This window comes from Paracoccus sp. PAR01, assembly GCF_014851995.1.
GTDB lineage: Bacteria > Pseudomonadota > Alphaproteobacteria > Rhodobacterales > Rhodobacteraceae > Paracoccus > Paracoccus litorisediminis.
The window spans coordinates 1-22379 of the sequence record NZ_JACVAW010000028.1; the positions used below are offsets into that span (position 1 = coordinate 1).

A 22379-nucleotide genomic window follows, 5' to 3' on the forward strand; every position below is an offset into this window, starting at 1 on the left:
GGTCGGACATGAACCCTCTCTCGCCTGTAATGATGCCGTATTGCATGCCTGGCTTGAGATGCTGGGCATTTCATGCAGATCATGATCAACCTGCATCGGCGGTCAAGGATGAATCAGCGCGCCTCGGGCGGGGCCGAGACCAGATGGTAGACGACGAGGTAATCTGCCGGCGCAGAGTATCTATTTACTGATGGCACTCGGTTAAGTCGGATCTGCATCGATAACTCCAACGGGTTAATCACGGCCATTTACTGGTCACAGGTTCACTCCAGTGAGTTAACACGCCAAATTCGAGTAATGTTTGACTAGCGGCAGATCAAGTATTGCCAAAAGCGGCGACGCCCTTAAGTGGGCGCCGTTTTGTCGTTGCTGGTCTTCGTAGGATCAGCAGGCCGCCCGGTACGTCTGCCCGGTTTGCGTATTGCGGTAGTTGCACATGCGTGTTGTGGGCTGCATCGCCCCAACCTGCGCTCCGACGGCCGCGCCAGTTAGGGTGGCAGCCGTCCTGCCGCTGCCACTGCCGACTTAGTTGCCGACTGCGGCACCTACCAGCGCACCAGTTCCAGCATTAACTCCTTGGTTATCGGAGCAACCCGCAACACTGCCGGTTCCAACCAGAATGAGTGCTAAAATCGCCGACAAGTTTTTCATTAATCTCTCCTTTGCAACCGATGTCTCGAGTGTATCGAAGCTGTGCAGTGTAAACGCACAAGGCAAAATTGTCCGCGTTTCGATTCGGAGTCCAGCTTGTTAACTTTCGACTATATCGGCCCGAGCGCAGATGTCGCAACTTCACTGCTTCACACGTGTCACCGTTCTCATGTCACACACAGTTTCGCGCCAAGGCAACATTTAAAATATCCAACAGCTTCGCGAGATAAATGGGCAAACTGATTAATTTTATCGATACGGAACTGACATGGGAAGAACCGCAGGTAGGATCAGGACACATTGGTTTTTTGATTACTACGTGAAGCAGCTTCCGTGAGGAGATTGACCGATGAGCAACCTTTTCTGGCTGACGGACGCGTGGTTGGCGCGACCTCGGCCGGTCGTCGGGAAAGCTGTCCCCGGGCGGTTTTCTGAACTTCCGATTCCCCGAAGAGCCATGATAAGCCGCGCGTCGATAACCGACCAACGCCGAGCGGGTTAATTTATCATTTGAAGTACTAAAAGTGTATGGCCCCGCCACGATCCTCCACAATCGTTGGAAGAGATGGAACGACAAAGGCATCTTCGCGCGGATGATTCTCAGCTATCGCCTTCGCCGCAGCCGCCCTGTTCTGGCTATGACCCCGACCGTTATGCTTCAATTGCGCCCATTCTTCGAGAAAGACCTTCACCCCGGAAGTAATTGGCAATGAGACAGCGGCTGTCTTCATCGTCTGCAATGGTCCGATGATTGGCGCATCGGCAAGGATCTCTAGGAATGAAAATAGCTGCGAGGCTAGAGTAGGAAGCCTAAGGCTCCCAGCCCGCAATGGTGCAGTCTACCAATAGTGATCCCGGAGTCAAAGGCTTGCAATATATTGAGATTTCGTATATGTGCGGGGCGATAAGACGCGCTCCATAGGTCCAGAATTTCCGAATGTCTGACAGGTGAATTTAGGTCGCATCGTCCAGATCCGCGCGCTGCTTTCAGGCGGAGCACTGAAGATCGGAAAGCGGCCAAAGATGCTTTACTGGCCGCATTTCCGGTGGCGGCGCGGTCGGATTAAGATCGGCGACGGAGTCTCGATGCGGAAAGGTGTGGTCATCGACGCCCAAAGCGGCCAGATCGAAATCGGTAACGCCGTCTCGTTAAACGACTATGTCGTCCTGCTTGGGCACGGCGACATCAGCATCGGAAACAATGTTCGCATTGCCCCCCATGCCGTGATCGTGTCCTTTGACCATGGTTTCCAGGATCCCGAAACCCTCATTCGCAAGCAGCCTCTGATGAAAGCCCGGGTGGTGATCGAGGACGACGTTTGGATTGGAGCCGGAGCGAAGATCCTTGCAGGCAGCCATATCGCTAAGGGTTCGGTTATCGGTGCCGGCGCAGTTATTAAGGGGACAACCGACCCAGGAGGAATCTACGTTGGCATCCGCGCACGGCTTTTGCGGCGGCGTGGCACGCCGCATATAGAAATGTAGGAGCTTGCGAGACACCCTTCTCGAAAAGGAAGAAGAGAAAGTGTGTTTCCATGCAAGAGGGTCGCCGAGAGATACCGCGCAAGCTTTGCTCTGATCCCCAACCTTGGCCCCGCCAGAAGGCAGAGTTTTCCGACCTCGCTCAGGGTGACGGGTTGGCTGCGCCCCCCGGTTTCGTCAGCATGATCGGGACCTTGCTGCCGATCGCGCCGTGTGGCGGTTCTTCGTTATAGTATCTACATCAAGCCTCCAGCTTTTCTGCCGCGTCCGCAAGGGTCATGAACCAGTGCTGGTTCAGGCATTCCGTTCGGAACCGGCCATTGAAAGTGAGGAGGGATCAGAAAACAGACCGGGGGACTGTTCTCCCCGACGTAAAATGAGGGCGTTGTCGGTCGGCTTTCCTGGGCGCGAGAAGTCCAGAATGACGCCGCGTTGATAGGCCCAAAGGTCCATATCACGCGATACGAACTCGGTGCCTTGATCGACGCGGATCGTCTTCGGATACCCTGCGAGCGGCAGCCTCGGCAAATGCGGCGGACCCGACCGGCGAGCCAGATCGCTCGGGATCCTGCGATCCGCAGAAGGCCTCATAATACGGAATTTTCCGCGCGGCTGAGCGGTGTTGGGAGGCCGCAAGAGCAATAACGCAGTCGACCTCAATCCACGGCGGAAAGTGCCTGCTGTGGTTGCCGAAGTATCGGCGCGTCGCTCAGGTCCAAGCCCCGCCCGCCGGGCCTTGCGGGAGTTTCAGTTGTTTGCGCAGGACCCCTTGTCTTCTCCATTGCAGACGTCAAGACCAGTGAAGAGCGGGTCTTCAACGGTTTCGCCCTTGATCAACTGGATCATCACGTCAGGCGCTTTGTAGCCCATTTCGAACGGGCGCTGCCCGACCTGCGCATGGCTACGCCCGTCACGGAAGGCCTGCGTCTGAGGCGGCAGGGTGTCGCCGGCAATGATGATCAGATCCTTAGACTTCAGCTTCTCCATCACCTGATCCGTCACCTGCGCATAGGCCTGTGGGGCAAATTGTGCCCAGCCCCCAATCAGGATGAAAGCATCGAGGTCGGGATTCGCGGTGAAGGTGTCCGCCATCTGCTGGTTGGCGAGGTCGGCCTGATCGTTGGTGTAGACCGGGCAGCCGTCAATCTCGGTCCAGCCCTTCTGGCCGGTCAGGCGCTCGATGCCCTTCTCGCCGCTGGCGGTGTCCCGAAAGCCTTGTGCCCGAGCGTTGATATTGGCCGCGCCGACATTGCCGAGTTGCAGGCAGACGCTGCCTCCCTCGGGTTTCAGCTTCACGGCTTCCTCGGCCATCTTTACGCCCATCAGGTAGTTGTCGGTGCCTAGATAGGTCTTGCGAAGTTCATGATCGGCCTCAAGCAGATCGGCATCGATGGTCATGACGGGAACGCTCGGCGCCAGTTCGCGCAGCCGCGTCGCCATGGCCGGGGCGTTCGAGGGCGAGATCGCGATGGCGGCAACGCCTTTCGTCAGCAGATCGTCGACGATCTGAACTTCTCCGGCTTCGTCCGCCGAAGAGGCGGGGCCAGTATAGAGGCATGCATATTCGGAATCCGCATTCTCGGACATCCACTTCTGGCAGCCGAGGTTGATCTGCTCGAAGAACGGATTGTCGAGGCCCTTGACCACGATGGCCAAGGTCTTTTTGTCCTGCGCGAGCCCGGCTGTCGCTGACAGCGCAAGCATCGCCACACCGACCCATAGTCCGACTTTATTCATATTACCCTCCCAGATAACATTTTCCCCCGGATTCTGCTGAAGCCGGGGTCTTTCATGCCATTGTCGGAGTGTGGCGATTATTTATTGATCGATATCTGCCTACACCCGAACATTGGGTTTTCGCGGATCTGTCCAGAATGTCGGCAGCGACTTTTCTTCGCTCAATCCGGCGCCGTGCAAAGATAATATTTGCCGTTAATGTTGAGTCAACTATGTTTAGCTTGGGGAATATGGGCCGCCCCGCGGGAGGCACAGTTTGGCAAGGCTGCGGATGACGGAGATCGCCAAGCACTTCGGCGCGATCCAGGCGCTGGGGGGCGTGTCGCTTGATCTTGAGGAAGGTCAGGTGCTGGGGCTGATGGGGGATAACGGGGCGGGTAAATCCACGCTGGTCAAGATCATCGCCGGAAATTTCGCGCCAACACATGGCAATATCGAAATGGATGGAATTCCTTGCACATTCCACCATCCTCGGGATGCACAGCGCGCGGGAATAGAGGTGGTGTATCAGGATCTTGCACTTTGCAATAATCTCACCGCCTCCTCGAATGTGTTTCTGGGACGTGAATTTATGCGTCGGGTGGGCCCCGTGAAGATAATCGACTATCCCGCAATGTTTCGCCGGTCGGCCCAATTGTTTGCCCAGCTGAAATCCGAAACGCGGCCCCGCGATCTGGTGCGGCGAATGTCGGGTGGGCAGCGTCAGGCCGTCGCGATCGCGCGCACGCTTTTGGCAGAGCCCAAGGTCGTCCTGATGGACGAGCCGACCGCCGCAATCTCGGTCCGGCAGGTTGCCGAAGTCCTGGACCTGATCCGCCGGTTGCGGGACCGCGGCATCGCGGTGATGCTGATCAGTCACCGGATGCCCGACGTGTTTGCCGTCTGCGACCGCATTGCCGTGCTGCGGCGGGGCAAGAAGGTCGCGGACCTGTGGACCAAGGATACGAGCCCCGAGGAGGTTACCGCCCTGATCACGGGGGCGCTGGACACCCGAATGGAGGCCACCGCATGATACCGTCACTGGAACAGGCGATCGAGCAGCGCCAACACCGCAGTTTGCTCGCTCGGCTGATGGGCCTGCAGGTGTTCTGGGTCTTCGTGGCCGCGGTTCTGGCCTGCCTGATCCTGTCAATCGTCACCGACACCTTTGCGACCCAACGCAACCTTTTCAACGTGACCCGCAACTTTGCTTTCGTGGCAATCATGGCGGTCGGGATGACCACAGTCATCTCATCGGGTGGGATCGACCTGTCGGTCGGCTCGTCAGTGGTACTCTCGGCCGTCGTCATCGGTGTGGCCATGTCGTCGGGCTTGTCGTTCTGGGTTTCGGCGTTGCTTGCTATCGGCGCGGCGCTGCTGGTCGGCCTCGTCAACGGGGTTCTGATCGCCTTTGTCGGGATTCCTGCCTTCGTGGTGACTTTGGGAATGATGTCCTTTGCGCGCTCGATGGGGCTGGTGCTGTCAAACAATCGGATGATCTACGAATTCGGCCCCGACCACGCACTGCTCTTGAACTTGGGTGGGGGAAGGGTTGCAGGGATTCCGAACCCGGTGATCGTGCTGGCCGTGATCGCGGTCGTGATCGCCATCGCATACCGTTGGACCCGCTGGGGACAATATGTCTTCGCCATCGGAGGGAACGAGCAGGCCGCCATCCTGACCGGTATCCCCGTAAGGCTGATGAAGGTATCGGTTTACATGTTCTCGGCCTTTACGGCGGGGATATCGGGGATACTGATGGTTGGGTGGCTCGGAAGCGTGACTACCAACCTCGGCACCTCGATGGAGCTGACGGTGATTGCTGCGGCGGTAATCGGCGGTGCCAATCTCAGTGGCGGCGAAGGGTCGGTATCCGGCGCGATCATTGGCGCGCTGCTGATCGAGGTGATCCGGAACTCCCTTATCCTGCTCGGCATCTCGACCTTCTGGCAGGGCGCGTTCATCGGCTGCTTCATTGTGGTCGTTGTGGCGTTCGACCGCATAAAAATATTGCGCAACCCATAATGACGACCGCCGCGCCCCACCATGGAGCGACCGATAAGCCCGATGTGTCGAAGGCCACGGAAGTCTTTGATCCTCAATGGCCGTCTGGGTGCGCGGTTCAGAACGGGAACGCGCGACCGGGTCAAGCTGGTCGCCGAAGGGATCGGCTACAATTCTGTTCGGCGGCGCAAGAAGCGGCCCGGCAATCGAGCAGACGGTCATCGCCATGCGCGCAGGTCCATTCACCAAGATGCGGCCGTTGCGAATGCGGCATTTGCAGCATATGGACCCAGCGCGAACGAGGCGCGGACGAGATCATTTGGCATGCTGAACTCATCGGCAATAGACACGCCATTTTCCGGCGTTCATCCTGCTGGCATTCTGCATTGGGATGTGTACGGTCGCTCCTTTTCACCTAGTTTTTAGCTTTGAACATCAGGTTTGTCCCAAGCCATGAGATGAGGCTTTTCCTGAAGGCGCTGGGGCAAGGCACAGTGAGCACGCTTCTTGCGGGCCTGCGCGGAACGCCTTTCAACCGTCCATGCTACCCGCGCAGAATGCATGGCTGCTTTGCCGGGATCACGGCTACTTCCCGTGTGAAGCCCGGCCTATATCCACCTTGTCCGAAACATGCCCGTTGGATGGGCAATATGAAAAAGGTGTCGAGATGTCTGCTGTCGAAATGAGCCATAGCCGTGCTGCCGGTGGCTTCGGTCCGGTCTTTGTCCGCGTGACCGCGATGGTTTCGGCTTGGAACGACGCCCGTATCACCCGCCGCGAATTGAACCGGCTGACGGACCGCGAGTTGAGCGATATCGGCCTGACCCGCAGCGATATCGAGCGCGTTGCCCGCAGCGTCTGAAGCAATTCTGATTGATGAACAGACCCCGGTGCGATGCCCCGGGGTTTTTCATGTGCGGGCGATGGAAATCCGAAAGTCGGCCTGTTTGTCATTTACGGTCCGCTCGACCACAGGCAGCCAAGAACGGAGGCCGGATTGATGGGCCACAAAGCATGTTGGTCGGAAAGCCTTTCGATGCCTCATCGACGTCAGACTGTATGTGATCAGTTCTAAGGGGACCGCCACTCAGAGCGCTCCCGTGTAGCGCGCCCGCATCACCTGATCGAGCGAATGACGCCGGTTGCTGCCGCAGCGGATCGACAGCCTCGCGATCCCGCCAAATTGGGACAGGTGATCAGTGGGGCGCGGTCGTACCAAGAAGCGTGGACAGGGAGGGGTTCTCACGCAATTCCAGTAACACCCTTTCCAGCCGCTCCGGATAGTCGGTTGGGAAGGTCCAGTAGCGGGTGCCGACATCCCGCTGTTTCATTTCCAGCCCTCGCTCGCCGGCGGGCAGATGACCGAGCAGCAGCAAAAGCACGTCGCTGCTCACCCAGGGGTCGTCATACCAAAAACTATGCGAACGGCGGGATAGGCCTTCCATATTCTCTGGCCGGACGCGGATGATCTCCAGCCCGCTGTCGCGTGAGTCATCAAAAAGGAAGCCGGTCTCCTCGGGGGTCAGTTCCCGCATGTCGGGGCGACCTGCCCGGGAGGTGCGGGTGACGGCCTGCGCCAGCCTCAGCGCGCTATCATTGAGGTTGACCGATACGGCGACGCGATCAGTGATGCCGATATAATCCTCCAGATCCATGACGAAGGTCTGGAAATTGGCGTCGGGCGCGGCATGATAGACCTCACTGAGGCGCGGGTCAGGGGCACCGGCCGCCACCGCCCGCCCCACAAGTGCCGCACCTTCGGAGCCGACCGTGCTGCCAGCGCTATAGGTAAAAAGATCGATGGCTCTGGCATCGGTGTGTTCCGACAACAAGGCCACCAGCCGCGCCAGTTGCGGCGCGGCGCCAAGCGCGGTTTGAAGATCCCGCGGGTAACGCAGGAAGTTCTCGGCCGTAGGCCATGCGAACAGCACGACGACTGAATTGCGCCCGGTGAAATGCATCAGCTGCGCCGCTTGCCCGGCAGCCCGCTCAACCGTGGTATTGGCACCATGAACATAGATTACGATGTCGCGATCCAGCGCTCTGGCTAGCGCCGCATTCATCTGCGCAAGCCAGGCCAGCGCTTCTGCCGACAAGTCATCGTCCGAGACGATGGCGTCCTCACGCATCGTTTCCAGGTTCAGGTGGGGCCGGTCGTCATCCTCCGCCGCGGTAGTGGAAAGATTGTAAAGCCATTCCCAAGTTCGACCGGGCTCGCCCACCCGGATGTTGCTTACGCCCAGATGCAGGTCGGTCGACGGCGCGACGGTGTAGATACGATCAGAGGCGGGGCCGATCGGTAGGCGGTTGGTGGCATAGAACAGTTCAATCCGCGTATCCGCCGGAGGCTCGGGCTGCGCGGTAAAAAGGTTGACGCCATCGCGCAGAAAGACTCGCGGCGCCGGCATCAGCTGCATGGGCGGATGCTGCAAAGCCATGAAGATACCGACGCCAATGGCGATTGCTAGAACCGCCCCGAAGGCCAATCGCGAGAGAGCGCCGCATAAACCGTCCCATGGTCGTTGTCTTTCCATGGCTACCCGATCCGCCATGCCTTTGCCAATGGCATGCTGCCAGACCTTCGCTGGACCGTTTGCGGCGTATTTTTCCTGCTCGCCCGCGATCGAAATGACCATTAAGCTCGCGCCATGCGCATCATGTTGCTTGCACAGATCCTTGTAACTTTGTTGTCCCAGCCCTCGATCTCGCATGAAGCAGAGATTGCGCCTGCGACGAGCCAATGCGTTGTACTGATGCATGGGCTTGGGTGGACCGAAACCTCCTTCGTGGTGATCGAGCAGTCCTTCGATGCGCTTGGCTATCATGTGGTCAACCTGCACTACCCCTCGACCGAGGCGACGGTTCAGCAGTTGTTGGGCTATGTCGATGGCGCGGTGGCGAAATGCGGCGATCGTCGGGTGAACTTCGTCACCCATTCGATGGGCGGTATCCTTGCACGCGCCTGGCTGGCCGATAACCGGCCCAAGAACATGGGACGGGTGGTGATGCTCGCGCCCCCGAATAAAGGGTCCGAGATCGTCGATGCGCTTGGCGATCTGTCGCTGTATCGTTTCTTCACTGGGCCGGCCGGGTTGCAATTGGGCACCGGGCCGGAAGATCTTCCCCATCAACTCGGACCAGTCGATTTCGAACTGGGGGTGATTGCGGGCAGCCGCACCTTCAATCCGGTGCTGTGCTCGCTGATCCAGGGCGATAACGATGGCAAGGTCTCGGTGGCCAGCACGATGGTTCAGGGGATGACCGACCATATCGTGCTGCCGGTAACCCACACCTGGCTCATGAATAACCCGCTCGTCATCGGCCAGACGGTCCAGTTTATAGAGCATGGCCGGTTCGATCGGGGCATGACGACACGCGACATTTTGCACCGGTTCACAGTGTCCGTCGTCGAATGATTTGGAACAGGCGGCCTGACTTTGGACGAGAGGGTCCTGGCGCACCGGTTTAAGATTATGCCGCCTGACGCTGATGGTTCAAGCGGCGGTTCTGGATGGTCGCTTTTCTGATTTTCTCCCTTTCTGCCAGGATATTGGGGCCACGCCCGAAGTAGACATCTGCCGGGGTCAAGTTGCCGAGGCTCTCGTGATAGCGATGGTTGTTGTAATGCTCGACAAAGGCGTCGATCGCTTCTTCGAGCTGACCCTGCAGGTAATAGTTCTCCAGCAGGATTCGGTTCTTCAGCGTCTGGTGCCAGCGCTCGATTTTGCCTTGGGTCTGGGGATGCCCGGGCGCGCCATGGACCTGTTCGACGCCCCTTTCTTCAAGCCAGTCGGCCAGATCGCCCGCGATATAGGCCCCGCCGTTGTCTGAGAGCAGGCGCAGCTTTTGCTGTGGCCTGCCACGGCCGCTGTTCGATGCATCCAGTGCCTTGCCTACGGTGCTGGTCACATCGGCCACCTTCATGTCGGTGCAGAGCTTCCAACTGACGATGTAGCGGGAATAGTCGTCGAGAATGGTCGAAAGATAGAACCAGCCCCAACCGATGACCTTGAGATAGGTGAAGTCGGTCTGCCACATCTGGTTCGGCGCCGTGGTCTTGTTCTGGAACTCCTCGCCCGCCTTGATCACGATATGCGCCGGGCTGGTGATCAGGTCATGCGCTTTCAGCAGCCGATACACGGAAGCTTCTGAAACGAAGTAACCTTTCGCGTCAGTGAAGCGCACGGCTAACTCCCGCGGCGATAGTTCAGGCTCATCCAGGGCCATCTCGATGATCTGGCCCCGCACATCATCGGGGATGCGGTTCCAGACCCGGCTCGGCCGACTTGGGCGATCCTCAAGCCCTTCGGGGCCAGTTGTCACGTATCGATCATACCAGCGGTAGAAGGTGGTAGGTGCGATCCCCAGCTTTGTCAGGGTGCGCCGCACCGAAAGATGTGAGCCCTCGACCAAGCGAATGATCTCGAGCTTTTCAGAGGCTGGATATCTCATGCGTCGTCGCCCCCAGCCCCGTTCATGCTTTTTTTTAGCAATCGGTTCTCGAGGGTGAGATCCGCGACGACCTCTTTCAGGGCTGCGGCCTCGGCACGAAGATCCTTTACTTCGGCACTATTGGCTTGGCGGGCGGTGTCGCCCGCCAGACGCCTCTTCCCAGCCTCGAGGAACTCCTTCGACCAACTGAAATAGACGCTCTGGGCGATCCCCTCTCGCCGACATAGTTCGGCAATGCTGTCCTCGCCGCGCAAGCCGGCCAGGACGATCCGGATCTTTTCCTCGGCCGAATGAACCTTTCTTGTCGCGCGGCGGATATCTCTTACCGCACGATCGGCAGCAGCTTTCTGATCAACGGGTGTCTTGCTCATCTTCGCTCCTTGAAAGCTACGATGAGCCAGAAACCCTCCCGTCATCAATCAACCAAATCTGTCCCATAGGCCCTGACGCCGGACAGAGTTACGCAGTCACCGTGTGATCGGGACACCGCTCTGATGTCTTTTTTCAAGGGTCGCGCCATGCGATTTGGAACGCCGGGGCGTTCGTCGTGCTCTGGACGCCCAAAGGTGGGCACGAGGTCTGAAGACGTCGGTGAACAAGCTCTGATGCGCGGGCTGGATACCGCAGGACCGATTGTGCGTCTCGGGGCTATTCCTGTCTTACAACGGGCGTCAGCGCGAAGCTGGCCACAAAGCGACTGTCGGATACTCCCCTGCCATCGACCTCGCGCCCGCCATTGGGCGCTTTGGGCGCCAGATCAGCGCGCGGGCATGGTGCGGCGCGCGATGTCCCACATGAACGCAGCCATCTCCCGCGCGATTGCCGCGGTGACGACGGTCGATTTCTTGCCGCGCTGGCTAAGCTTGCGATATCTGGCCGTGAGGCGGGATTGCGCTTTCCACGCAATGTCCTGAACCTCTGGCATTGTTCCTTGAGGATATAGAGCTTCCTCTCGCCCGGGTAGTGCCGCCGCGCCTTGTCGTCTTGCCGGTCGAGTATTCGCTCGGCACGAGCCCGAGATAGGCCATCAGCTTCACCGGTGTCTCGAACCGCCGCACATCGCCGATTTCGGCCATGAAGGTGACGGCGCTGATCAAGGCGACGCCCCGCAGCGCCTGGAGCGCATTTACTGCTGGTGCGAGCTTCCATTCTGGCACCAGGGCCTCGATATGCTTGGTCAGTCGCTCCAGTCGCTCCGAGGCATTGCGTTCCGCCTGCAGCATCTCCTGAAGCGCAATCTGGTGCGCAGGGTGATCGAAGGCCAGGGTCTGCAGCCAGCGCCGATATCGCATCGTCCATGGTTTGGTCCGTGGGTAGATCCGCCCGTGGCGCAGCACGAAGGCAGACACGAGCTGGCGCTTGTGACGTTGATCCTCCGCGGCGCTTTCCCGGGCGCGGACCAGATCGCGCATCGCCTCGTGCGTCTCGTCGGTGACCCAAACGGGGGTCAACTCTCCGGCGCGCAGAAGGCGCGCAAGACGCAGGGCATCAAGTCGATCAGTCTTGACCCGCTCCCCAGCCCTGACCGGGATTAAGGACGGCGCGACCACGCAGCAACTGCAGCCGGACGCGCGTATTTGCCGGTAAAGGCCGTAGCCCGTCGGGCCTGCCTCGTAGCAGGCCAAGATATCGCCACGTCCGGCAAGCTTCTTCAGCAGCTTGTCGACGGCGGCAGGGGTATTCTCGAACGTGCCCAGACTCAGCACCTCATCCCCACGCTCTCCACCCGCGATCGCGACCGCAAGCTTGTCCTTCGACACATCAATTCCGACGTAGATCGTTCCATGAGCGTTGCGCATGTCTTCCTCCATCGCAAACGGACGGCACCCGCCGCCCCGCGATCAGAATAAAGACTGATCCGTCAGGGTCGGGCCGGTGAAAAAGACATGCGGTCTTACGCTCCAGCACACCGCGACCGACGAGTGAAAAACTGGGCCGGTCTCACGTTGATCAAGTGTTGGAGGCGTTGAAATGGCGTTCCCTGGAGGGAACGCCATTTCACAATCAATTCCAGTTTTGTTTCAGATTTCGATGGATTGATAGGTTTATTGGGCCAACCGGCCGGTGCGAGTAAATGGACTGAGGGCGAGGGTATGCGAAAAGCTCTCACCGACGATGGCGCGGCAGAAGTGCCTGCGATGCTTTCGGCGGTAGGCCTCCGCGCCGTCGAACCGATCCCAAAAACATTTGGCGCGTCATTTCGTTGAGCTCCCTCATCCTGCCTTCGACCGAACGGCGTAATTCGATCAATTCGTCGGCGGGAAGGGCGGTGCTTTCCAGATAGTATCTGTCCAGCATGACTGCCGAGATCATCTCGCGTGTATCTGCGTCTAAGTAGCTGTGCTGCATAGAGATCCTCCCTTGCGGTAGGCAACTCGTATCGAGTGATGGTCAATATATGGTTAATAGGGTGCCCGTTGCATGCTGATCGTTCGAGTCTGCAACGCCTCGATGCGACTCATGCCGCATTTACCCCTAATTAACTAAGTCTCGGCATAATTCAGCATCATCAACCGGAGGAAATCTGATGTCAAAAATGACCCCCACACCCGAGGTGAGGGCGCGAATCGCTGAGCTGATCCATGTGGTCCAGGTAGGTGAGAAATTGTTAAAGGAAGCTAAAATGAACGTGGAATGGTTCACCACAGTTCGTGACGTAGATTATCTTAGAAGATCGCTAGCTATGTACTTGGATCAGTACAACATGGAAGGCGCTGCGATCGAACAGATACCAAAACGATTATTGCAAATCGTACCATCCCGCTGAGTAAGCAGAGCGATCTAATGCTCTATAATGAAGCCTGAAAGTTAATAAAGGCTTCTCGGTCAGGTGTTGGCTTAAACTACTGTTAATACTTCGCGTCGGCTGACAGGGCGGCATTTTCAAATGTCAAACCTGACGGTCGATATTTTATTTCGTGTACGTGACTTCCGACTAAGCCTTTAAGAGGTCCGTCTTACATTTCTGGCCACACCTGTTTTCCATAAAATTGTATGCTTTATGCGGAGATACGTAATCCTTTCCTAACCACCTTTGCAGCAAGACAGGGTCAAAGCACTCGCTGTAAAGGGAAGGCAATGGCACTGGTTACGTCCGCACATTTCGGTGGCAACCTCATTTTGACGAGAGACTCTCTGTCCGAGAACTCTCCATTTTCCCAAATGTCGGATGAGATTGGTTTCTCACATTTGAGATTCCCAGGTGGTGCCGTTACGGAGAATCAAACTTGGGAGAATGGTGGTCTCAACAAGATTTTCGGCGATCCAATGGATCCCAGTCACGAAAACTATGTCCTGACAATTCGTGAAGCGTTAGCGCACTCGGAAGACACAGGAAGCGGTCTTACGATCGTCATTCCAACCAAGCAGTTCTTTGACCATTCGACCGGGGCTTTGGATGAGGCTGGCTTCGGGAGATACATGGCCGAAATGGAAAAGGCTCTGGCCGAGTACCCGGCGGCGAAGATCAATGGTTTTGAGTTGGGCAACGAGTACTGGGGGGACGGCCCGGGTGGTGCGCTAACGGCCAGTGAATACGGTTCCCTTGTGAACGATATGTTGCCCACGGTTGCAGATCTGGCCAATGAGGTCGCGCAAAACTCGGGCGGTGTATCTGATCCTGGCATTGGCATCCAAGCAGGTGCGGGTTGGCGTGCTGAAAAGGAAGCTGACGGCAAGTGGCACCCAACAGGTGTCCAAGAATCCGAAGAAATTGCCGCACAAATTGATGCTGAGATGAAGGAGTTTGTGACCACCATCTATCAGCACAGCTATCCCAATGCCGACAAGGGGGTGGGATGGCAAAGCGATTGGTCCATCGACCCAATGGAGGCATTTCTCGACATTCCAGGATTTTCAGACGACCTTAAATTTTCGTTGTCTGAATTCAATATCGCACCCAACTCAGCTACCGGCGTGGATCAAGGTGCTAGTTGGATTGAGAACTTTTCGGCGCGCATCGATGGTGGAGTCGATGAGTTCATGCACTGGGGGCTGGGATATGAACATCTATCCAGCAAATTTTATGACCTCAAGTTCCCGGAAAGTGAGTCACAGAACGGTACAGTTGGGGCCATTGCGACCCCAATGGGACAGGTTTACGATCTGGCCGAAACGCATCTCGTCGGCAAATCGACAATTGCCGATGCACAGGCGATGACCGGAATAGGCACTTCCGGTGAGCTAGGTGTGACTGGTTTTGCTGATCCAACCCAAAAAGTCGTTTTTCTCCACAATGACGATGAGAAGGCTGTGACGGTCAATCTTGCTGGCCTGGGTGATGATCAGCATGTCTCTGTCTTTCATCTCGTTGACGCCGACTCGCCACATACGCCCATCTATGACGAGTCAATTCCAGATGAGCCGGGCCCGAATGATATCGTTGACGCGAGGGGCGATATGCACCTCGAAGCGGGCCAGGGCACGGAGTCGATCGAACTAGCCCCCGGCGAAATGGGGGTTGTCATTGTCTCGGATCCAGATCGCGACCTTGTCCTGGAGGGGGCGCACCATGCAACCGACAGCGCAAATGGCATGGTTGATGACCTGATCTCCGGATCAAATGGGAATGACATTCTGCGCGGTCATGCCGGAGATGATACAATTTCTGGTGGTAACGGTCGTGACATCATCTCGGGCGGCGAGGGCGACGACCGGTTGAGTGGCGAAAAAGGCGACGACATCATTTTTTCTGGTGAGGGAGATGATGCGGTTTCCGGGGGCCGGGGGGATGACCTCATCGTTGTGGATGAGGGGGGGCGCGAAGACAAAACCTCTGTCAGTACTGGAGTTGGGTCCGACGTCGTTCTTGTTGGCGAGGGGCAACACGTTTCGATCAGCGATTTCTCAGAGCAGGATTTGATCGGTTTTGATGGGGCCTTCAAGGATGCAGAATCTTTGCAAGAAGCCATTTCAGTGGATGGGGACGACCTGCTTATTTCTCTGGCGGATGATGGGATCGTTCGTCTTGAGGGTGGAGCTACATTTGAGGAATCTCTGGCCGATTTAGTGTTCGACTTCAAATCGGAAGAGGAAATACGCGACTATAATGACGAAGTATTTGATGGGTTGAGCTCCGATCAAATCGGAGATTTCTACGACAACATTGGCCAAATGGACGGAGCGCCAGATAATATCAACGCCGACAAAGAATATGGATCCGGCCAAAGTCCCTATTTGAATGACTATGAGGGATACTGGGAGGGGTTTGATGCCAGCATGGCCCGTCTGGAACCGGATCCGCAACCCGACGATCCCGACGGTCCCGACGACCCGGATGATCCCGACGATCCGGATGATCCCGACGATCCGGATGACCCGGACGATCCGTTTTGGCCGGATGGTCCGCCGGACGAGCCGGATGACGATCTAGATGAGCGAGGTGAAAATGGAAGTGGAGGCAGCTGTTTTGTTGCGACCGCTGCCTATGGTGATCGACTCCACCCCGATGTCGTCTCATTGCGCGCTTTTCGAGATCTTCACCTTGTAAAGTTCAGAGCCGGTCGGACCTTTATCCGTCTCTACTGGATCGTCGGACCGATGCTCGCCCGTCATGTAAGACCGCATCATCGCCGTGCGGGCTTTGCGCGGACCGTCTTGACAGCATTGGTGCGTTATCTTGAGCAGTACGGGCTCACCGGCGCAACGACTTTGCATGTGGCGAAGGTGGCCAATCTAACGGAGTGCGCTCATGAGCAGGAAGGAGGAGGCAAGACAAGGGCCCCAAAGTGACATCGTCACGTTTATCTCTAATTAACTAATCTGCGGGAAAAGCAGATAGTGTGTTCATTGGGGCGTATCATGTCAAAACCGTATCTTCCGGATCATATGCGAGAACATATTGATGAGTTGATGCATGCGATTCAGGTCGCCGAGACGACCCTGACAGAAACAGGATCTAGTATAAAATGGCGCTCAGTTGCCCGTGATCTGAATGCATGGCGAAGCAAACTAACTGCCTATGCTGCGCTGTACGACTTCGAGGTGACGGTCAGTGTTGAGCAGGTGAAATATAGCGCACAGATCATTTCATTCCCGAGAGGAGGAGGTGAGTAAAGGGCGTTTGATCGCGCGTGTTGTGTCAGTTTGAGTTTAAAGATTGTTGACGCGCCGTTCACAGTGCCATTTCAGGGACTCTGGTAGCGGCGCACTACCTGCGATACAGAGCCGACCGTGTTCGTTATCCGCATAGACGAACGTGCGCTTACCATGACACGCATCAGGCTCCCAAATCCGCATCATTCGCGGCTTGCCGCACAAGCCTTGTCGAGATGGAACGGCGCATTGCGGCTTACGCCCAATCTCATGCAGGCGTGCATTTCGTCGATGCAGAAGCCGTTTTCGTCCCCAGCGATCCAAATCTGTATTCATCCGACATGACCCACCCCTCCACCGAGGGATCCGCACTCTTGGGGGCATTCTTGGCGCGGAGTATCATGGAAAAGGAGCGGCGGTAGTCTGGTCAAACGGCTTTGGCGGATTGGCATGGGCCGGATCGCGGAATTGAGGCGAAAGGCAACTCTGTCAGCTTCGCGGCGGAACATTTGAAGAGTTCGCTGCAGTACCACCGAGCGATCGCTTCGACGTATGCGGCGGTGCGGTATCGGTCACCGGTCGAATGTGGGTAATGGGCCGCACCCGCAACTAACCAGCCAGGGGAATAGAAAGTGGGCGCCCAAAGGCTGGGCGCCTACTTCGGGTGGTTCTTCTTCTCTTTATCTACAAGTGCTCCGGCCCGCCACTGTGTGTGCCCTTGGATCTGGGCGCAGCGCCTCCGGCATCACATCGTGGCGATATCCATGACGAAGCGGTATTTCACGTCGCCTTTCAGCATCCGCTCATAGGCGAGTTCGATCTCGTCGGCGCGGATCATCTCGATATCCGCGGTGATGCCCTTCTCGGCGCAGAAATCCAGCATCTCCTGCGTTTCGGGGATGCCACCGATCATCGAACCCGTGAGGCTGCGGCGCTTCATGATGAAATTGAACACATTCGGGCTGGGATGCGGTGTGGCGGGCGCGCCCACCAGCGCCATCGTCCCGTCGCGCTTCAGCAGCTGCAGGAAGGCATCCAGATCATGCGGTGCGGCAACCGTGTTTAGGATGAAGTCCAAGCTTTTCGCATGGCCCGCCATTTCGTCGGGATTTCTGGACACGACCACCTCATCGGCACCAAGGGCACGCGCATCAGCACGCTTGCTTTCCGAGGTAGTGAAGGCCACCACATGTGCCCCCATCGCATGGGCGAGCTTGATCCCCATATGGCCAAGCCCGCCGATACCGACGACGCCCACCTTCTTGCCCGGACCCGCGCCCCAATGCCGCAGCGGCGAATAGGTCGTGATCCCGGCGCAGAGCAGCGGTGCCACGGCGGCCAACTGATCCTCGGGATGCGTGATCTTCAGCACATAGCGCTCATGAACGACCACCTGCTGGGCATAGCCGCCAAGGGTATGGCCGGGCGCATCCGGGGTCGGTGCGTTATAGGTGCCGACCATGCCGTCGCAGTAATTCTCATACCCGTCTTCGCATTCGGCGCAATGCTGGCAGCTGTCTACAATACAGCCGACCCCGACAAGATCACCCGCCTTGTGGCCGGTGACATGATCGCCGACGGCGGCCACGCGGCCGACGATCTCGTGACCCGGAACGCAGGGATAGATCGTGCCCGCCCACTCGCTGCGCGCCTGATGCAGGTCGGAATGGCAGATGCCGCAATAGAGGATCTCGATTTGCACATCATGGGCATCGACGGCGCGGCGGGTAATATTCAGTGGGGCAAGCGGCTTGTCTGCCGCCGAGGTGCCATAGGCTTTCACAACCATCGGGGATCTCCTTGCTGGGAATTGGTCAGGCGCCGCAAGGGGAGCACGGCACCTGTTGAGGAGGCTCATATCCGGTCAGTGCCGGAGTTTGGAGACACCGGTCGGGTCAGGCAAGATGCCGGTTGAAGAAGGACTGTAGCTTGTCGAACGGGATCACATCCACCTTGTCGTACAGATCGACGTGGTTGGCGCCGGGAACGATCATCAGCTCCTTCGGTTCCGCCGCGGCCGCATAGACGGTTTCGCTGAAATAGCGCGAATGGGCGTTCTCGCCGTGGATCAGCAGCAGCGGGCGCGGCGAAATCTCGGCGATATAGGTCATCAGCTGCATGTTCATGAAGGAAAGCGGCATGGTCTGCGTCCAGGCATTGCCAGAGTTGACCGCACGCGGATGGTATCCGCGCGCCGTCATATAGTAGTCGTGATAGTCGACCAGGAACTGCGCCTCGCCACCCTTCAGCTCATTATATGCCGCCTGATAGGCGGGGGTTCCGGCTTCCGCATCGGCCCAACGTTGCCGGCTCATCTGCTCTAGCGCCTGGCTGCGCTGCTCGGGTGTCACGCTGTCATTGTAGCCCCGCGGCATGACCCGCGACAGATCATACATAGTGCTGGCTGCGACGGCCTTGACGCGCTTGTCCACGGCGACAGCATTCAGCGCCATGCCGCCCCAGCCGCAGATTCCGATGATGCCTATCCGCTCGCGATCGACCTCGGGCCGCAGGCCGATGAAGTCCACCGCAGCGCTGAAATCCTCGGTATTGATGTCGGGCGAGGCGAGATTGCGCGGCGTGCCACCGCTCTCTCCGGTAAAGGACGGATCGAAAGCTAGGGCGACAAAGCCGCGCTCGGCCATGGCCTGGGCGTAAAGGCCCGAGGACTGCTCCTTCACCGCGCCGAAGGGACCGCCGACGGCCAGTGCTGGCAGGCGCCGGTCCGCGCGGTCCTTCGGCAGATAGAGATCGCCGACGAGTGTGATGCCATAGCGATTGGTGAAGCTGACCTTTTCGTGGTCGACCTTCTCGCTTTTCGGAAAGGTCTTCTCCCAGCCTTCGGCGTTTTGGGCAGCGGCAGGCCCAGCGACGAGCGAGGCCGCGCCCATAGCGGCAATCCCGGCGGTGGTGAGTTGCAACAGACTGCGCCGCCCAATGCGCATTGCGGGACGATCATCTTGCTTCGGGGTGAGTTCGGTCATGGTCTCTCTCCTGATGAAATAGCAAATCGGGGTTGTCGGGCGCCAAAGACTGGCGGCCGGGGTTTGGAGGTGGTGTTCGGGCATTGCCGATCAGTCGACGGGTTGCGGCCTGCTGTTTCTCGTCAAGTCAGCATATCAAGCTGCAGCGCATGGCTGCCGCGCGTGAGGAGCGGGCCGACCGGGCCTTCGATCTTCCCCAGCAGGATCAGGTCATCGCGATATCGGTAGTCGCCGTGGAAGAAGGCAAGATTACCCCAGCCACGGAAATAGCACAGATCGCCTGGAGCCTCGTTGGCGATAGGCTGGCGCCCGGTCTCGTCCAGACGACGGGGCAGATGCGCCAGTTTCTCATTGATCGAGAAGTCCTCGATCCAGAGCTTCAGCGGCAGCAGCGAGACCAAATCGCGCGTGGTCGCATTGTCCACGAGGCGGTAGTTGAAGTCCTGATCGGCAAAACGGCAGCGCAGACGCATATCAACTCCAGTTTTCTGGGCGAGGGCCAGCTTCGGCAGGATCAGACTCGTCGCGCCGGCAAGGAAGTGACGACGGTTGCAGATGTTCATCCCGAAACCTCCTGATTTTTCCATGCAAGCGTTGCGGCGAGGGCGGCGGCGAGTAGAACAGAAGCAGCCATGCCGAAGCTGACCTGCCAACCACGGGCGTCGAAGATGAGACCTCCCAAAGCCGCCCCGGACATGATCGCAAGCTGGATTACCGCGACCTGAAGCCCACCCCCGACCTCGGCATCGCGATGCAGCGTTCGGGCCAGCCACGTGCCCCAGCCGACCGGTGCAGCGGTGGCGACAAGGCCCCATAGGATCAGCAACGTCATTACCGCGGCGGGGCGGTCCGACAGGTCCAGCAGCAGCGCCGCAATGCCTGCCATCAGCAGCGGAATGCCGATCAGGAGCGCATAAAGCCAAACCCGCAACAGACGGCTGACCGCCCAAGTCCCAGCGATGCCTGCGAGCCCGATCAGCAGCAGGCACAGCGATAGTTGCGGCACGCTGAAGCCCGCCACGCCCACCAGAAACGGACGCAGATAGGTGAAAAGCGCGAATTGCCCCATAAACAGCAGGAAGATCGCGGCCATACCCCAAGCGATCGGGCGACGTCCCAGCAGACGAAGGGGATTTCCATGCTTCTCAGCCCCTCGAGCAGGAAGCGATGGCATGGCGATCCATTGCCCGGCCAGCGCAAGCAACGCCAATGGCACGATCAGGAAAAAGGCCCCGCGCCAGCCGATCATATCGCCCAGCCAACTGCCTAGGGGCGCGGCAATCGTCGCGGCAATCGCATTGCCCGCATTCAGCGCGGCCAGCCCCTGCGGCACCTCTGATTCCGGCAGAAGCCGCATGACGATGGCGGTAGACATGGACCAGAATCCGCCGACCGCCATGCCGAGAAGCGCGCGGCCCAACATCAGCACGGTGAAATTTGGCGCGAACGTGACCATCAGGGCCGAGACCGTCAGCAACGCGGTCAGCACGCTTTGCACCCGCTTGCGGTCGATGCCGCGCGTGGCACGGGCGATCATCAGGCTGGTCAGCACCGCAAACAGTCCCGAGATCGAGATTGCCTGCCCAGCATGGCCTTCGGTCACTCCCAGATCCTGCGCGATCGGCGTCAGCAGGCTGACCGGCAAGAACTCCGATGCAATCAGGACGGCGACGCAAAGCGCCATCGACAGCACCGCCGCCGAACGCGCGCCTGCGTTTGAAGTCGTCTCGGCGGTCGCTTCCATCTTCGCATTCCCCGGCTTTTGATGGATCGTAGATAGCATCGCGCGAACATCGGAATTACCCATGCCAATCCGCTTGCATTGATCGACCAGAGCCATAAATGCTTGCTGCAAGGGTGGAGGCTTCGATGGCACGAGAGCAGTTCAACGATCTTCTCTGGTTCCTCGCCGTGGCCGAGGAACGCAGCTTTACCCGCGCTGCGGCCCGGCTCGGGATCTCGCAATCTACCCTGAGCCATACGATCAAGCGGCTGGAAACCCGGATGGGGGTGCTGCTCCTGAACCGCACGACGCGCAACGTGGCGACCACCGAGGCTGGTGAGCGGTTGCAGCAGTCGCTGTCGCCGCGCATCGCCGAGATCGAGGCAGAGATGGCTTCGATCATGGAATATCGCAACAAGCCTGCCGGACGCATCCGCCTGACCCTGTCCGATCATGCGCTCCATACCGTGGTCTGGCCCAAACTGCGCGACGTGCTGGTGGACTACCCCGACATCAAAGTCGAGTTCAGCGTCGACAGCGCCTTCCGCAACATCGTCGACAGCGGCTTCGATGCCGGCATCCGTCTGGGCGAAAGCGTCGAGAATGACATGATCGCAGTCAAGATCGGCCCCGACTGGCGGCTGGTCGCAGTGGCCTCGCCTGCCTATCTCGCCGCGCGCGGTGCGCCCCTCCAACCCAAGGACCTGATCGGTCACAATTGCATCGGCATCCGCCAGGTCGCGGCGGGAGGGCTATATGCATGGGAGTTCGAAAAGGACGGCAGCGAGCTACGAGTCCGGGTCGACGGACAACTGACTTTCGCTGGCTCATACGAGATGGTTGATGCCGCTCTTCGGGGGTACGGCATCGCCTATGTTCCGGAAGACATCGTGGCGAGCCAGATCGCGGCAGGCGATCTCGTCGTAGTGCTCGATGACTGGTCACAGCCTTTTCCGGGCTATTTCATCTATTATCCAAGCCGCCGCCAGAACCTGCCCGCCTTTCGCGTCGTCGTCGAGGCCCTGCGGCATCGCTGAGCCGTTCTCGACACAGGCCCCCGCCAACGCTGGATGTGGGCCTGAACCTGAAACCAGCCGCTGCTCCTGTCAGGACCAACGACTGTGGGGGCAACACCAAGAGTCCCCCCCGAGGAAAGCTCCGATAGTGGATTAGACATCACGAGGGTGGCCGTAGTTATGCGTCATCTCCGAAAGGCCGGTTTGTCCCCACCGCAGCGTATCATCGGCGCGAAATGCTGCATCACCTGCCGAATGGCGGTTTCGGGGAATGCCGCCGCGCAGCATCGGCGAGGCTCGACCGTCGGCAATGGGCCG

Annotated in this window: 17 protein-coding genes and 2 pseudogenes; 9 read left to right on the top strand and 10 right to left on the bottom strand. The window is 58.5% G+C overall.

Annotated elements, in window-relative coordinates:
• Window positions 1-1599: 1599 nt before the first annotated feature.
• Window positions 1600-2136, top strand: coding sequence for a hypothetical protein (locus IB235_RS22305; protein ID WP_370576969.1), 537 nt, complete (start codon window positions 1600-1602; stop codon window positions 2134-2136).
• 139 nt (window positions 2137-2275) lie between these two features.
• Here the strand turns inward: IB235_RS22305 and IB235_RS22310 are convergent.
• Together IB235_RS22310 and IB235_RS22315 are read right to left on the bottom strand one after the other, a co-directional pair.
• Window positions 2276-2640, bottom strand: a pseudogene (locus IB235_RS22310) (integrase core domain-containing protein); the annotation flags it as partial.
• 240 nt (window positions 2641-2880) lie between these two features.
• Complete coding sequence (locus tag IB235_RS22315; RefSeq protein ID WP_225612548.1) at window positions 2881-3837, bottom strand: substrate-binding domain-containing protein; 957 nt, start codon at window positions 3835-3837, stop codon at window positions 2881-2883.
• 304 nt (window positions 3838-4141) lie between these two features.
• Between IB235_RS22315 and IB235_RS22320 the strand changes: the two genes are divergently transcribed.
• The 3 genes from IB235_RS22320 to IB235_RS22330 all read left to right on the top strand — a co-directional run bounded on the left by IB235_RS22320 (window position 4142) and on the right by IB235_RS22330 (window position 6715).
• The gene (locus tag IB235_RS22320; protein WP_225612540.1) at window positions 4142-4882 is read left to right on the top strand and encodes an ATP-binding cassette domain-containing protein; all 741 of its coding nucleotides are present in this window, start codon (window positions 4142-4144) and stop codon (window positions 4880-4882) included.
• Window positions 4879-5874, top strand: a complete 996-nt coding sequence (locus tag IB235_RS22325; protein ID WP_192338601.1) for an ABC transporter permease — start codon at window positions 4879-4881, stop codon at window positions 5872-5874. The genes IB235_RS22320 and IB235_RS22325 overlap by 4 nt, the downstream gene beginning before the upstream one ends.
• Before the next feature lie 646 nt (window positions 5875-6520).
• Window positions 6521-6715, top strand: coding sequence for a DUF1127 domain-containing protein (locus tag IB235_RS22330; protein ID WP_192338602.1), 195 nt, complete (start codon window positions 6521-6523; stop codon window positions 6713-6715).
• A gap of 334 nt (window positions 6716-7049) precedes the next feature.
• Here IB235_RS22330 and IB235_RS22335 read toward each other — a convergent pair whose 3' ends face one another.
• Window positions 7050-8678, bottom strand: coding sequence for an alpha/beta hydrolase (locus tag IB235_RS22335; RefSeq protein WP_225612541.1), 1629 nt, complete (start codon window positions 8676-8678; stop codon window positions 7050-7052).
• On the opposite strand from IB235_RS22335, the gene IB235_RS22340 reads away from it, so the two are divergent.
• Window positions 8640-9269 carry an esterase/lipase family protein gene (locus IB235_RS22340; protein WP_370576970.1) on the top strand — a complete coding sequence of 210 codons (630 nt, stop codon included), beginning with the start codon at window positions 8640-8642 and terminating at the stop codon, window positions 9267-9269. The two genes, IB235_RS22335 and IB235_RS22340, sit on opposite strands and share 39 nt — an antisense overlap.
• Before the next feature lie 55 nt (window positions 9270-9324).
• Here IB235_RS22340 and IB235_RS22345 read toward each other — a convergent pair.
• From IB235_RS22345 to IB235_RS22355, 3 genes and pseudogenes are all read right to left on the bottom strand, one after another.
• Window positions 9325-10676, bottom strand: a protein-coding gene (locus IB235_RS22345) for an IS3 family transposase (protein WP_192338604.1) whose coding sequence is annotated in 2 segments (ribosomal slippage) — window positions 9325-10343 and window positions 10343-10676 — 1353 coding nt in all. Because the reading frame shifts where the segments join, the coding sequence is not laid out codon by codon here.
• A 386-nt stretch (window positions 10677-11062) separates the two neighbouring features.
• Window positions 11063-12104, bottom strand: a pseudogene (locus tag IB235_RS22350) (IS110 family transposase).
• A 307-nt stretch (window positions 12105-12411) separates the two neighbouring features.
• Complete coding sequence (locus IB235_RS22355) at window positions 12412-12654, bottom strand: hypothetical protein (protein ID WP_192338605.1); 243 nt, start codon at window positions 12652-12654, stop codon at window positions 12412-12414.
• A gap of 178 nt (window positions 12655-12832) precedes the next feature.
• Here IB235_RS22355 and IB235_RS22360 point away from each other — a divergent pair, with 178 nt between their 5' ends.
• The 3 genes from IB235_RS22360 to IB235_RS22370 all read left to right on the top strand — a co-directional run bounded on the left by IB235_RS22360 (window position 12833) and on the right by IB235_RS22370 (window position 16359).
• The gene (locus tag IB235_RS22360; protein ID WP_192338606.1) at window positions 12833-13072 is read left to right on the top strand and encodes a hypothetical protein; all 240 of its coding nucleotides are present in this window, start codon (window positions 12833-12835) and stop codon (window positions 13070-13072) included.
• Window positions 13073-13383: 311 nt separating this feature from the next.
• Window positions 13384-16035 carry a calcium-binding protein gene (locus IB235_RS22365; RefSeq protein WP_192338607.1) on the top strand — a complete coding sequence of 884 codons (2652 nt, stop codon included), beginning with the start codon at window positions 13384-13386 and terminating at the stop codon, window positions 16033-16035.
• A gap of 69 nt (window positions 16036-16104) precedes the next feature.
• Window positions 16105-16359, top strand: a complete 255-nt coding sequence (locus IB235_RS22370; protein ID WP_192338608.1) for a hypothetical protein — start codon at window positions 16105-16107, stop codon at window positions 16357-16359.
• Between the two features lie 724 nt (window positions 16360-17083).
• Here the strand turns inward: IB235_RS22370 and IB235_RS22375 are convergent.
• The 4 genes from IB235_RS22375 to IB235_RS22390 all read right to left on the bottom strand — a co-directional run bounded on the left by IB235_RS22375 (window position 17084) and on the right by IB235_RS22390 (window position 21066).
• Complete coding sequence (locus IB235_RS22375) at window positions 17084-18127, bottom strand: NAD(P)-dependent alcohol dehydrogenase (RefSeq protein WP_192338609.1); 1044 nt, start codon at window positions 18125-18127, stop codon at window positions 17084-17086.
• Between the two features lie 106 nt (window positions 18128-18233).
• Entirely contained in the window at window positions 18234-19322 is a 1089-nt protein-coding gene (locus IB235_RS22380; RefSeq protein ID WP_192338610.1) for an alpha/beta hydrolase, read from the bottom strand.
• A gap of 122 nt (window positions 19323-19444) precedes the next feature.
• The gene (locus IB235_RS22385; RefSeq protein ID WP_225612543.1) at window positions 19445-19885 is read right to left on the bottom strand and encodes a cyclophilin-like fold protein; all 441 of its coding nucleotides are present in this window, start codon (window positions 19883-19885) and stop codon (window positions 19445-19447) included.
• The gene (locus IB235_RS22390) at window positions 19882-21066 is read right to left on the bottom strand and encodes an MFS transporter (protein WP_225612544.1); all 1185 of its coding nucleotides are present in this window, start codon (window positions 21064-21066) and stop codon (window positions 19882-19884) included. Before IB235_RS22390 ends, IB235_RS22385 begins: the two co-directional genes overlap by 4 nt.
• Window positions 21067-21191: 125 nt before the next feature.
• Here IB235_RS22390 and IB235_RS22395 point away from each other — a divergent pair, with 125 nt between their 5' ends.
• Window positions 21192-22082, top strand: a complete 891-nt coding sequence (locus IB235_RS22395) for a LysR family transcriptional regulator (RefSeq protein WP_192338611.1) — start codon at window positions 21192-21194, stop codon at window positions 22080-22082.
• Window positions 22083-22379 lie beyond the last annotated feature (297 nt).

Excerpts from the sequence above, each read along its gene's own strand:
- IB235_RS22315 (WP_225612548.1), bottom strand. The coding sequence starts at position 3,837 with ATGCTTGCGCTGTCAGCGACAGCCGGGCTCGCGCAGGACAAAAAGACC.
- IB235_RS22320 (WP_225612540.1), top strand. The coding sequence starts at position 4,142 with ATGACGGAGATCGCCAAGCACTTCGGCGCGATCCAGGCGCTGGGGGGC.
- IB235_RS22325 (WP_192338601.1), top strand. The coding sequence starts at position 4,879 with ATGATACCGTCACTGGAACAGGCGATCGAGCAGCGCCAACACCGCAGT.
- IB235_RS22330 (WP_192338602.1), top strand. The coding sequence starts at position 6,521 with ATGTCTGCTGTCGAAATGAGCCATAGCCGTGCTGCCGGTGGCTTCGGT.
- IB235_RS22335 (WP_225612541.1), bottom strand. The coding sequence starts at position 8,678 with ATGATAGCCAAGCGCATCGAAGGACTGCTCGATCACCACGAAGGAGGT.
- IB235_RS22355 (WP_192338605.1), bottom strand. The coding sequence starts at position 12,654 with ATGCAGCACAGCTACTTAGACGCAGATACACGCGAGATGATCTCGGCA.
- IB235_RS22360 (WP_192338606.1), top strand. The coding sequence starts at position 12,833 with ATGTCAAAAATGACCCCCACACCCGAGGTGAGGGCGCGAATCGCTGAG.
- IB235_RS22365 (WP_192338607.1), top strand. The coding sequence starts at position 13,384 with ATGGCACTGGTTACGTCCGCACATTTCGGTGGCAACCTCATTTTGACG.
- IB235_RS22370 (WP_192338608.1), top strand. The coding sequence starts at position 16,105 with ATGTCAAAACCGTATCTTCCGGATCATATGCGAGAACATATTGATGAG.
- IB235_RS22375 (WP_192338609.1), bottom strand. The coding sequence starts at position 18,127 with ATGGTTGTGAAAGCCTATGGCACCTCGGCGGCAGACAAGCCGCTTGCC.
- IB235_RS22380 (WP_192338610.1), bottom strand. The coding sequence starts at position 19,322 with ATGACCGAACTCACCCCGAAGCAAGATGATCGTCCCGCAATGCGCATT.
- IB235_RS22385 (WP_225612543.1), bottom strand. The coding sequence starts at position 19,885 with ATGAACATCTGCAACCGTCGTCACTTCCTTGCCGGCGCGACGAGTCTG.
- IB235_RS22390 (WP_225612544.1), bottom strand. The coding sequence starts at position 21,066 with ATGGAAGCGACCGCCGAGACGACTTCAAACGCAGGCGCGCGTTCGGCG.
- IB235_RS22395 (WP_192338611.1), top strand. The coding sequence starts at position 21,192 with ATGGCACGAGAGCAGTTCAACGATCTTCTCTGGTTCCTCGCCGTGGCC.